Consider the following 12174-nt stretch of genomic DNA (forward strand, 5'->3'; position numbering starts at 1 on the left):
GGGTGCTGCGCCCGCCAACGGGAGACCCCAGCCTTCGCTGGGGTGACGGGTGATCACGCCCAGCTGCTGAACCAGATCCACCGGACAAACGCGCGAGAGTCCGGCAATGCCGCGGCGGATAGGATCGGGTAGAAATAGACGAACAGTCCGGCCGCGAGCGTCAGGAACGCAACGTCCCATGGCCGCCGCCGCCCGACCCGGTCGAGCGCCACCGCCAGCACGACGCACAGCCAGATGCTCGACAGATAGTAATAATAGAAGAAGCCGACCGACTTTGGGATGACCGCCCACATCGCCCAGGATCCGGCCCATAGCCCTGCGACGGCGTACAGCATGGCGCTGCGTTCGCGGATCGCGGCCCGCAGGCATAGGGCGACCGCGACCAGCCCGCCCCACATCACCACCGGATTACCAATCATCAGCACGCCGCGCACCGCGCCATCGACGGGCTCGTAGAGGTACCAGACCGGCCGGATCATCAAGGGCCAGCTCCACCAGGGCGACTGGTAGTTGTGGTGCGGCAGCACGATCGTCTGGCGCGTGAGCATCTCGAACTGGAACGGGATCAGCGTCCGTATCGTCAGCGGATCCTGTGCGTAGAAGAAAGCCGGGGCGAATGTCGCCAGATAGGTCAAGCCGCTGCCTAGCCCCAGGATCGCCAGCGCCCGCCACAGGGCAAGTCCGGGCCAGCGGTTCGGACGGTTCAAGCAGAGAAAGGCGATCCCCGCATAGGCCACATAGGGCAGCGCGGTCCATTTGACCCCTACCGCAAGCCCCAGCAGAACGCTGCCGAGCAGCCAGCGGCGCCACACCTGCGGGCCTTTACCGCGCATCGCCCACAGCATCGCCGCGACCGCGCCGACGACGAAGGCCGCCATGAACCCGTCGAGCATCGCGATCCGTGCCTGCACGAACACGGTACAGTTGACGAGCACCAGCAAGCTGCCGATCACCGCCCGTCGCACGCGCCCGAGCATCAGCCACAGGATCGCGTAGACGCCGAGCACGGTCGCCGTCCCGGCCAGCGTCGACAGCGCGCGCCAGCCGAGCGGATTGTCGCCGAACAGCGCGATCCCGAGCGCGATCAGCAGCTTGCCGAGCAGCGGGTGTTCGGTGTTGACGGGATGCCACAGCGTCAGCAGAGTCCGCGCCGCGGGGACGTAATGGATCTCGTCGAACACCAGGCTGTGCGGCGTCGTCAGCCGCCATGCGAACACCGCCTGTGCGAGCGCGCCGATGGCGATAGCGGGAGCCAGGGGGCGGGTGCGCATGCCCCGCTTGTGCCCCGGTCGGGGGCCCCCGATCAAGGGTCCGCCCTTGTCATCCGGGGCCGTCACCGGCAAAGCGGCGCGTATGAAGCGCAAGACCGGCCAGGATCGTTCGATCACCCAGACATGGCGTCCGCAGACGCAGGCCGTGCGCGGAGGTACCGCGCGCAGCGAATATGGCGAGACGTCGGAGGCGTTGTTCCTCACCTCGGGCTATTGCTACGACAAGGCGGGCGATGCCGCGGCGCGCTTTGCCGGCGAGCAGGACGGGATGACCTATTCCCGGCTGCAGAACCCGACCGTCCAGATGCTCGAAGAGCGGATCGCGCTGCTCGAAGGCGCGGAAGCGTGCCGGACGATGGCGACGGGCATGGCGGCGATGACCGCGGTGCTGCTGTGCCAGCTGCAGACCGGCGATCACCTGGTCGGCGGCCGCGCGGCGTTCGGGTCGTGCCGCTGGCTGACCGACACGCTGCTGCCGAAATTCGGCATCCAGACGACGATCGTCGATGCGCGCGACCCGCAGGCATTCCTCGACGCGGTGAAGCCGAATACGAAGGTGTTCTTCTTCGAGACTCCCGCCAATCCGACGATGGACGTCGTCGACCTGAAGGCAGTGTGCGACATCGCGCGCGAACGCGGCATCACGACGGTGGTCGACAACGCCTTCGCGACGCCCGCGCTGCAGCGGCCGATGGAGTTCGGCGCGGACGTCACCGCCTATAGCGCGACCAAGATGATGGACGGGCAGGGCCGCGTGCTGGCGGGCGCGGTGTGCGGGACCGAGGATTTCATCGCCAACACGCTGTTGCCGTTCACGCGCAACACCGGCCCCACGCTGTCGCCGTTCAACGCCTGGGTGGTGCTGAAGGGCTTGGAGACGCTCGACCTGCGCATCCACCGCCAGTCGGACAATGCGCTGAAGGTCGGCGCGTTCCTGGAAGGCCGCGTACCGCGCGTGTTGCATCCGGGTCTGGCGAGCCACCCGCAGCATAATCTGGCGATGAGCCAGATGGACGCGTGCGGGCCGATCTTCGCGTTCGAGGTCGAGGGCCGTGAGCAGGCGCACGGTCTGCTCGATGCGCTCGAACTGGTCGATATCTCGAACAACATCGGCGATTCGCGCTCGCTGATGACGCACCCCGCCTCGACCACGCATTCGAGCGTCGCCGAGGACAAGCGCCTTGAGATGGGCGTGACCGAGGGATTGTTGCGGCTCAACGTCGGGCTCGAGGACGCACAGGACGTGATCGACGATCTCGACCGTGCGCTGGGGCGCGTCGGGCTGTGAAGGCGCTGTTCACCTATGCGGCGACGACGCACGAGGTGACGGTGCGGGTCTCGGTCAGCTATCTGCCCGAACAGTCGGAGCCGCAGCGCGGCCGCTGGTTCTGGGCCTATCATATCCGGATCGAGAATGACGGCCCGGGCGCGGTGCAGTTGCTGACGCGGCACTGGGAGATCACCGACGGGCGCGGTGCGCGGCATAGCGTCGAGGGCGAGGGCGTGGTCGGCGAACAGCCGCTGATCGAGGTCGGCGCGAGCTTCGACTATGTCTCGGGCTGCCCGCTGGCGACGCCCAGCGGCGCGATGCAGGGCACGTACCGGATGGTCGACGATACCGGCGCGGTGTTTGACGTCGATATCCCGCGGTTCACGCTGCTGGCGCCGGCGGTGGCGTCGTGAGAGGCCTGCATGCCCCTTTCCCAGCGCGCACCCCAATCCGTCACCCCAGCGTTGGCTGGGGTCTTCATGGGGCGGGTGCTGCGATCAGCAACAGAGAAACCCCAGCCTTCGCTGGGGTGACGGAATTTGGCGAGGGGACGGCATGAAGCGCACGCATCTCCCTCTCAACGGGCTCCGTGTGCTCGACGCCGCGGCGCGGCATCTGTCGTTCACGCGCGCCGCGGACGAACTCGCGGTGACGCCGGCAGCCGTGGGACAGCAGATCCGCGCGCTCGAGGATACGCTCGGCGTCGTGCTGTTCCGCCGCACGACGCGGGGGCTGGAGCTGACGCCCGAGGCCGAGGCGGGGCTGGGGCCGCTTCGCAACGGCTTTTTGCAGTTCGAAGAAGCGGTGCGCGCGATGCAGGCGGGGCAGTCGTCCAAGTCGCTGACGATCGCCGCACCGCGCGACCTGACCGAGAAGTGGCTGATGCCGCGGCTCGCCGAGATCGCGGCGGCGGATGGCGAATTGCGGTTCGTGCTGATCACCGCGGATGAGAATGTCGACTTCACCGAAGCCAATCTTGACCTCGCGATCCGCTGGGGCGACGGGCCCGGCGAGCATGAAGGCGAAGCGCTCGAATCCGAAGGGCTCGTGACGATCGCCGCGACCGGCGGCCAGTCGGATGCCACGATCGTCTGGAGCGGCGACGCGGTCGGCGCGCTGGTGCGGGTCGCCGATGCGGGGCTGGCGATCGATGCCGCTGCCGCCGGCTTCGGACGGACGACGGTGCCCGAAATGCTCGCCCGGGGCGACATCGCCAGCGGTCGCGTCGCGGTGATCGGCGAGGCACAGCCGTCGCGCGGCGGCTATTGGCTGGTCGCGCCCCTGCCGCAGTGGCGGCAGAAGAAGGTACGCGCGCTCGTCGACGCGCTGACGGCATGACCGATCATCCGGTCTTGGCCACCGCGCGGCTGCGGTTGCGGCCGCTCGTCGAGGAGGATGCGTCAGCGCTGCATCCGATGCTCGCCGACGCCGAACTGATGACCTATTCCGCGGACGGCCCGCTCGACACCGTCGATGCCGTCCGCGTGTATCTCGCCGAAGAGGCGGAGCCCGGCAACCAGCGGACCTGGGCGATCACCCGCACCGGCGACGACCGCGCGATCGGCTGGGTCTCGGGCAGCGAGGCCGACGGCGACGAACGCGGCGGGGTGACCGAGATCGGGTTCATCCTCGCGCGTGAGGCATGGGGACGCGGGATCGCCAGCGAGGCTGTGTCCGCCGTGGTCGACCGACTGTTCCAGGAGGGCCGCAAGCGCGTGTTCGCCGACGCCGACACCGAGAATACCGCGTCGATCCTGTTGCTGGAACGGCTTGGGTTTCGTCGCGAGCGGTTGCTGCGCGACGAATGGGAAACGCATCTCGGGATGCGCGACAGCCTGATCTACGGGCTGCGCGCGCGGGATTGGCGCGCAGTGGGTCGGGCCTGAACCCTTCGTGACCCCGGACGTGGTCCGGGTCGACGGGGCTGGCGGATACCCGACGCCCTGACATATCCCGGCAACATATCGGCGGCAGAGCGAGCGGGTCGCCGCTTCTCCCTCCCGCGGCGGCATCGGCCGGGTTTTCACCCCTGTTGCCCGGTCTTCTCCCTGAACTACGGGGCGACCTTTCAGGTCGCCCCGCTTTTTCGCGTCAGGCCGCCAGGTTGCGCAGCACGTACTGCAGGATGCCGCCGTTCAGGAAATATTCCAGCTCGTTGACGGTATCGATCCGGCAGCGCGTCTCGAACGTCTCGCTCGTCCCGTCGGCGCGGGTCAGCTTGACGGTCACGTCCTGGCGCGGACGGATCGCGGCCACGTCGGTAATCGTGAACGTCTCCGAGCCGTCGAGCTTCAGCGTCTGGCGATCGACACCGTCGGCGAACTGCAGCGGCAGCACGCCCATGCCGACCAGGTTCGAACGGTGGATACGCTCGAAGCTCTCGGTGATGACCGCGCGCACGCCGAGCAGGTTGGTGCCCTTCGCCGCCCAGTCGCGCGACGAGCCGGTGCCATATTCCTTGCCGGCGACGATCACCAGCGGCGTGCCGTCTTCCTTGAAGCGCATCGCGGCGTCGTAGATCGCCATGGTCTCGCCGTTGTACTTCGACATGCCGCCTTCGACGCCGGGGACCATCTCGTTCTTGATGCGGATGTTGGCGAAGGTGCCGCGCATCATCACGTCATGGTTGCCGCGACGCGCGCCGTAGCTGTTGAAGTCGCCCTTGCTGACCTGATGCTCCTGCAGGAAGCGGCCGGCCGGGCTGTCCGCCTTGATCGAGCCCGCCGGGCTGATGTGGTCGGTCGTGATCGAGTCGCCCAGGATCGCAAGCGGCTTGGCGTCGATGATGTCCTGCACCGGGGCAGGCGTCATCGACAGGCCCTCGAAATAGGGCGGGTTGGCGACATAGGTGCTGCCTGCGCGCCATGCGTAGGTGTCCGAACCGGTCACTTCGATCCCGCGCCACTTGTCGTCGCCGGCATAGACGTCGCCGTAGCGCGACCCGAACATCGTCGCGTCGATATTGGCGTCCATCGTGCTGCGGACTTCGGCGTTGGTCGGCCAGATGTCGCGCAGATACACGTCCTGGCCGTCCGAACCCTGGCCCAGCGGCGTCTCGATCATGTCGGTCGTGACGGTGCCCTTGATCGCATAGGCGACGACGAGGGGCGGCGAGGCGAGGAAGTTGGCGCGGACGTCGGGCGACACGCGGCCCTCGAAGTTGCGGTTGCCCGACAGCACCGACGCGGCGACCAGGTCGTTCTCGTTGATGGCGGCCGAGATCGGCGGATCGAGCGGACCCGAATTGCCGATGCAGGTGGTGCAGCCATAGCCGACCAGGTTGAAGCCGAGATAGTTCAGGTCGTCCGTCAGGCCTGCCTTGTCCAGATAGTCGGTGACGACCTGCGAACCCGGCGCCAGCGACGTCTTGACCCACGGCTTCGACGTCAGGCCAAGCGCGCGTGCCTTGCGGGCGACGAGCCCTGCGGCAACCAGCACGCTCGGGTTCGAGGTGTTGGTGCAGCTGGTGATCGCCGCGATCACGACGTCGCCGTCACCGATGTCGTGGGTCTTCCCCTCGACGGGCACGCGGAGCGCCTTTTCCTTGTGGTAGATCTTGTGCAGATCGCCGTTGAACACCTCGTCGACCTTGTTGAGGCTGACGCGGTCCTGCGGGCGCTTGGGGCCGGCGAGCGATGCGACGACGGTGCCCATGTCGAGTTCGAGCGTGTCGGTGAACACCGGATCCGGCGCATCGGCATCACGCCAGAAGCCGTTGGCCTTGGCATAGGCCTCGACCAACTCGATGTTTTCGTCGGACCGAGCGGTGAGACGCAGATAGTCGATCGTCTTGTCGTCGATCGGGAAGAAGCCGCAGGTCGCGCCATATTCGGGTGCCATATTCGCGATCGTCGCGCGGTCGGCGAGCGTCATCGTGTCGAGGCCGGGGCCGTAGAACTCGACGAAGCGGCCGACGACGCCCTTGGCGCGCAGCATCTGCGTGACGGTCAGCACCAGATCGGTCGCGGTGATGCCTTCGTTGACCGCACCGGTCAGCTTGAAGCCGACGACTTCGGGGATCAGCATCGAAACGGGCTGGCCGAGCATCGCGGCCTCGGCCTCGATCCCGCCGACGCCCCAGCCGAGCACGCCCAGGCCGTTGATCATCGTGGTGTGGCTGTCGGTGCCGACCAGCGTGTCGGGGTATGCCATCATCGTGCCGTCGCCATGCTGGCCCGACGATGCCGACGACCACACGGCCTGGCCGATATATTCGAGGTTCACCTGGTGGCAGATACCGGTGCCCGGCGGCACGACCTGGAAGTTGTCGAGCGCCTTGCTGCCCCATTTCAGGAACTCGTAGCGTTCGATGTTGCGCTGGTACTCGAGGTCGACGTTATCCTCGAACGCCTTGGGCGTGCCGAATTCGTCGACCATCACCGAGTGATCGATGACGAGATGGACGGGCACCTGCGGATTGATCTTCTCGGGGTTGCCGCCGAGCTTGGTCATCGCATCGCGCATCGCGGCGAGATCGACGACGCAGGGCACGCCGGTGAAATCCTGCATCAGCACGCGCGCGGGGCGATACTGGATCTCGCGGTTGGAGCGGCAATCCTTCTGCCAGTCGACGATCGCCTGGATGTCGTCGCGCGTGACGGTGACGCCGTCCTCGAAGCGCAGCAGATTCTCGAGCAGCACCTTCATCGAGAAGGGCAGGCGGCTGATGTCGCCGAGCTGTTCCGACGCCTTGGCGAGGCTGTAGTAATCATAGGTCTTGCCGCCGGTCGACAGACTCGTGCGGGTTTTCAGGGTGTCCTGGCCAATGGCAGTCATAGGGGTCCTTCCCATGGGCGCCGGTCGCAGGGGCGCCGCGGGGAAGCGGCCGAAAGGCCGCGCGGGGCGCGCCGGGGAACCGAGCAGAATGCTGTTACCCGGCGGGCCTTAGCAAGGGGGAGGGGGTGGGGGAAGGGCGGGCGCGGTCCTGCGAGCGGTTCTCTTGAGCACGCGGGATTTGCCAGAATCGCCAGATGACGGTGGATCGCGGTGATTTCCCTGTAACGCTCGTCCGTAATATACTGTAACATTTGTAGCAGTTGCGTTTCGAGGGGGATCAGGAATGGGATTGATCGGCCATTCGACCGGGGACATGACCGGGCGGTTCACGGGCGTCGATTCGGCATTTTGCGACATCATCGGGGTTCCGATGGATCGCCTGATCGGCACCCGGATCATCGCCGTGACGGCGCCGGAAAGCCGCGAAGACAACCAGGCGTTGTTGTGCCAGACGCGGCGCGACGGCAGGCCGTTCACAATCGTCAAACGCTATATTCGCGGCGACGGATCGAGCGTTTGGGTGCGCAACGAGGTGTCGCTGATCCGCATCGTCGGCGCCGAGCCGCAGTATATCGCGACGACCCACCTGCTGGACGCGACCGAGGATCGCAGCGAATCCGGCGAACTGCTGAACGTGGCGCGTCTGCTCTACAAAAGCCGTCGTCTGCGCAGCGAGATCTTTGATCGCGGGCTGTTCACGGATCCCGCCTGGGATGTGCTGCTCGCTGCCTATGTGGGGGAAATGGAAGGGCGTGAGCTGACGGCGGGTGCGATGTGGGAGGAACTCGGCATCGCGAAACCCACCGGGGCTCGCTGGCTGAAAGTCCTCGCACTCGGCGATTTCATCGAGTGCGAGCCAAGCAGAACCAGTCCGGTCGACCGCGCCGTTCGCCTGACGTTTCGCGGTCAGACGCGGATCGAGCGTCACTTGCGGGAACTGTTGGCTTGGCAAGGCGTGGCTTTGCCGGGCGCGAGTACCATTTGCGGACCCAGTTTCGGAAGCTTTCACTAAGCGACGATTGACTGCCCTGTTGCAAAATTGACGCGTTTCCGTCGGCTATTTCAACTTTGTAACATGACGGATTACGTCTCCAAAGAGCTGTGCATAGGCTGTCGGCACGACGACCGCTGGGGAAGGTGTGTCGCGCTATTGGGGGAATACAGGGTTATGGCGATCGTATCCACGCGTGCACTGAGTCGCGTCCGCACCGGTTTGATGGCGTCTACCGCGTTGCTGGCTTTGCCCGCTCTGGCGCACGCACAGGACCGTCCGACGGGCGTGGAGAACGGTGCGCAGGCCGTCACGCTGCTGAACGTCAGCGATCTGGAGAACAAGGCGCTCGCGGGCACCGTCCTGAAGGCCTCGGATCTCGGCTACGAACCCGACATCGTCGTCCGGTCCCCTGGCACCCCGACGACCGCGCAGGATACCGCGGGCGGCGTCAACGGTGTCGGCAACATGACGATCGCCTATGCCGACGGGATCGGCATTTGCACCGGAACGCTGATCAACCCGCGCACGGTGATCTTCGCCGCGCACTGCGTGAACGAGAACGCTGCCGGAACGGGCCCGCAAAACCCTTGGGGCTATGGGTCGCAGGGCGGCGGCATTCCGATCGCGTTCGGCTTCGCGCAGGACAATCTTGCGGCGCTGCGTGCGTGGTACCTGCCGACGGTCACCGGCGGCGCGGTCAACACCCAGCAGTTCAAGACCAACACCGCCAACTTCCTCTACAACGTCAACCAGGTCGTTTATAACGCCGACTCGCTGAAGCTCGGCCTGGCGCAGAACTTCATTCAGGCCGACGTCGCGATCGCGACTCTCGATACGCCGGCGGCAAACGTGCCGACCTGGGCGCTGTTGTTCTCGGCCCTGCCGGCGCCCGCGACGATCGGCAACACCACCGGCACCGGTTACCACGTGACGCTGACCGGCTATGGCCGCAACGGCACTGGCGGCACCACCACAGGGGACACCGGCGGCATCGATTACCGCCGGCGCATCGCGGAAAACACGATCGGCCTGCTCGGCTCGTTCGACGACCGTGATGCGTTCCTGTTCGGCGCGCCGAGCGGCCTGCCGCAGAACCTGTACCAGCTCGACTTCGACGATCCGCGCCGCGGCACGGCGCAGGCCAGCCCGTATGACTTCAACCTGTTCAAGGATGATGCGCTGCCCAACGAGGGCACGACCGCGGGCGGCGATTCGGGCGGTCCGCTGATCCTTGACCGCGCGTTCGCCAAACAGGTCGTGATCGGCGTGCTGTCGGGCGGCAGCCGATTCTACAGCCAGACTCCGTTCGGCGCCTATGGCACCCAGAGCTTCTATCAGCCGCTCTATCTGTTCTGGGACTATATCGCCGCGAACAATCCGTATCGCTATGCGCAGAGCAAGGCGGGCGATGCGGCGTGGACCGATGCCAGCCACTGGGTGACCGCGCTGGATCCCAATTATCAGGTGATCGTCAACGGCGCGCTGGTGAACGGCGTGCCGACCACCACCGGCGCAGGGATCGCCGGCGATGCCAACAAGTTCGGCCAGATCTGCTTCCAGACCGATTGTTATGACGTGAAGACCGGGATCGAGACGATCAACGGCGTGCCCGTCACGACGACCGATTCCCCGGCGGTCGCGGCTGCCGTCGCCAAGGAGGACGAACCCGCCACGACGATCGTTGCCGGCAACACCGTCACCACCGCAAGCGGCCGCGGCGGGATTTCCGCCGAGAACGTCGCGCAGGACGGCAGGGTCGATTCGAGCCTGCTCAACGGGGCCGAGAATGTTGGTCAGGCCGACGTCTCGGCTGCGGTCGTCGCGACCCCGCCGGCGACCCTGGTCAACGGGCTGCCGGGCGCGACCAATTTCGTGCCGAACAACATCGATCCGGACCGCACGACTCAACGCAGCGCGCGCTATTACGACGTCAGCCTGACGGCGGCGGGCACGACGACCCTGGCCAGCGCGGTCACGGTCGACAAGTTCACGGTCGCGGGCAGCGCTGCCCGCCTGGCGGTGACCTCGGCCGGCTCGCTGACCAGCCTGATGACGATCAACCAGGTCACGGGCACGGTCCAGAACGACGGGGTGATCTCCACGCCGGGCGACTATTTCATGCTCGCCGGCTTGCTCACCGGATCGGGTCGCATCAACACGCCGTACTTCACCAGCGTCAGCGGGATGATCGCCCCCGGGACGATGGGGACGATCGGCACGCTGACGGTGGGCGGCAACGGCGTGCTGGCGTCGGCCAGCAACCTGCTGATCGATCTGGGGCCGAACAACACGTCGGATCGCCTGGCGTTCGTCGCGACCACCTTTAACGGCACGACGCCGACCAACGGTATCGTCAACCTGGGCGGTCGGGTCGGCTTCGCACCGGTGGCGGGCCACATGATCCGCTCGAACGACCTGTACACCATCCTGACCGCGCAGGGCGGAACGACCGGCAGCTTCGCGGCGGCGACCCCGCTGAGCGCGATCCTGACGCCGACGTATGTCTATACCCCGACCTCGGTGCAGGTCCGGATCGCCGCCGGGCTGTACCAGAACGTCGTTGCCGGGACTGCGGTGCAGGGGGCCTATGCCGGGCTGCTCGACCGCAACCGTTCGAACTATGCGACTCTCAGCGGGTTGTATGGTCCGCTCGATCTGCAGGATACGGCGACGATCCGCGCGACCCTCGAGGGGCTTGCACCGCGTGCGGAGACGTTGAAGACGGCGATGGGTATCGCCGCGCTCGACAACATCTCGCGCTTCCACCGCGACCGTCTGGCGCAGATGGACGTGGCGGCCGGTCTCGGCGGCACGCTGGCGGTGATCGGCAAGCCGTTCGAGGTGGCGTCGCTGCTGGCCAGCGACCTGCCCGGCGCGCAGCAGACCGCGAGCGATTCGGCGTCGATGACGATGCAGCCGGGCCGTTTGCCCGACGACATGAGCGGGTTCCTCGCCGCGGGCTATATCGACGGCAACAGCCAGTCGATGCCGACCGCGCGTCCGTTCGGGGGCCGTGACACGTTCGACGGCTATTACATCGCCGGCGGGCTCGAGAAGCAGGCCGGCGACGATGGCGCGATCGGTTTCAGCTTCTCGTACAGCAACCTCGACGGGCGGACCCGCGGGCAGGTGCAGGATGCCAAGGGCGAACTGTATCAGGCGACGCTCTACGGCAAGCTGGAGACCGCGACCGGGATCGTGCTGGACACCCAGTTCAGCGCCGGCGCATTCGTTGCCCGGACCGATCGTAGCGTCGGCGTGGTCGGTACGACCTATCGACTGCGCAGCACCGATTCGGCGCTGACGGTGGTCACGGAGGTCGGACTCGGCAAGGCGTTCAACCTGTCGGACCTGAAGGTCGGGCCGCGCATCTCGATGCGCGCCAGCCATATCGGCTTCGGCAAGGCGCTCGAATCGGGCGGCGGTCCGGCATTGTTCACCGATCGCCGTGCGTTCGACAGCTTGCAGGGGCGTGCCGGGCTGTCGCTCAGCGGCGGTACCACGATCCGTCCCTACGCGTCGGCCAACTTCGTCCACGACTTCCAGTCCACGCCCGCGGTGTTCGGGGCAAACTTCGTCGGCGGCATCGGACCCAACGCGTTGTTCGCGCTGGCCGGGCAGGACAAGAACTGGGCGGAGATCAGCGCCGGACTGACTCTGGTCGGACGCCGGGTCGACCTGTCGATCGGCGCCGACAGCACGGTCGAGCGCAACGATGTCGAGAACCAGTCGTACAAGGGGACGGTGACGTTCCGGTTCTGACCCGGGCCGTCCTGTACCACATCACAAGAGCCGTTCCCGAAAGGGAGCGGCTCTTCGTTCGTCTATCGCAGCGTTAGCGTCGCACGGCGCCCGCGCCGCCG

At 66.6% G+C, this 12174-nt stretch carries 8 protein-coding genes; 6 read left to right on the forward strand and 2 right to left on the reverse strand.

Annotated elements, in window-relative coordinates; all coding sequences use genetic code 11:
* Positions 1 to 53: 53 nt before the first annotated feature.
* Positions 54 to 1271, reverse strand: a complete 1218-nt coding sequence (locus U1701_RS10015; RefSeq protein ID WP_332782425.1) for a phospholipid carrier-dependent glycosyltransferase — start codon at positions 1269 to 1271, stop codon at positions 54 to 56.
* A gap of 82 nt (positions 1272 to 1353) precedes the next feature.
* Here U1701_RS10015 and U1701_RS10020 point away from each other — a divergent pair, with 82 nt between their 5' ends.
* The 4 genes from U1701_RS10020 (at position 1354) to U1701_RS10035 (ending at position 4427) form a co-directional block, all read left to right on the forward strand.
* Positions 1354 to 2559 (forward strand): trans-sulfuration enzyme family protein, encoded by a 1206-nt coding sequence (locus U1701_RS10020; RefSeq protein WP_332782426.1) that lies wholly within the window; start codon positions 1354 to 1356, stop codon positions 2557 to 2559.
* Entirely contained in the window at positions 2556 to 2954 is a 399-nt protein-coding gene (gene apaG, locus U1701_RS10025; RefSeq protein ID WP_332782427.1) for a Co2+/Mg2+ efflux facilitator ApaG/CorD, read from the forward strand. The genes U1701_RS10020 and apaG overlap by 4 nt, the downstream gene beginning before the upstream one ends.
* Before the next feature lie 142 nt (positions 2955 to 3096).
* A complete protein-coding gene (locus tag U1701_RS10030) occupies positions 3097 to 3879 on the forward strand; it encodes a LysR family transcriptional regulator (RefSeq protein ID WP_332782428.1) in 783 nt (260 codons plus the stop codon).
* The gene (locus U1701_RS10035; protein ID WP_332782429.1) at positions 3876 to 4427 is read left to right on the forward strand and encodes a GNAT family N-acetyltransferase; all 552 of its coding nucleotides are present in this window, start codon (positions 3876 to 3878) and stop codon (positions 4425 to 4427) included. Before U1701_RS10030 ends, U1701_RS10035 begins: the two co-directional genes overlap by 4 nt.
* 205 nt (positions 4428 to 4632) lie before the next feature.
* Here U1701_RS10035 and acnA read toward each other — a convergent pair whose 3' ends face one another.
* Positions 4633 to 7317 (reverse strand): aconitate hydratase AcnA, encoded by a 2685-nt coding sequence (gene acnA / locus U1701_RS10040; protein WP_332782430.1) that lies wholly within the window; start codon positions 7315 to 7317, stop codon positions 4633 to 4635.
* A 289-nt stretch (positions 7318 to 7606) separates the two neighbouring features.
* Here acnA and U1701_RS10045 point away from each other — a divergent pair, with 289 nt between their 5' ends.
* Both U1701_RS10045 and U1701_RS10050 read left to right on the forward strand, forming a co-directional pair.
* The gene (locus U1701_RS10045; protein WP_332782431.1) at positions 7607 to 8329 is read left to right on the forward strand and encodes a PAS domain S-box protein; all 723 of its coding nucleotides are present in this window, start codon (positions 7607 to 7609) and stop codon (positions 8327 to 8329) included.
* 156 nt (positions 8330 to 8485) lie between these two features.
* On the forward strand, positions 8486 to 12073 hold the full coding sequence (locus U1701_RS10050; protein ID WP_332782432.1) for an autotransporter domain-containing protein: 3588 nt from the start codon (positions 8486 to 8488) through the stop codon (positions 12071 to 12073).
* The last annotated feature ends 101 nt before the right edge of the window (positions 12074 to 12174 follow it).

Source organism: Sphingomonas rhamnosi, from assembly GCF_036663615.1.
Classification (GTDB): Bacteria; Pseudomonadota; Alphaproteobacteria; order Sphingomonadales; family Sphingomonadaceae; genus Sphingomonas.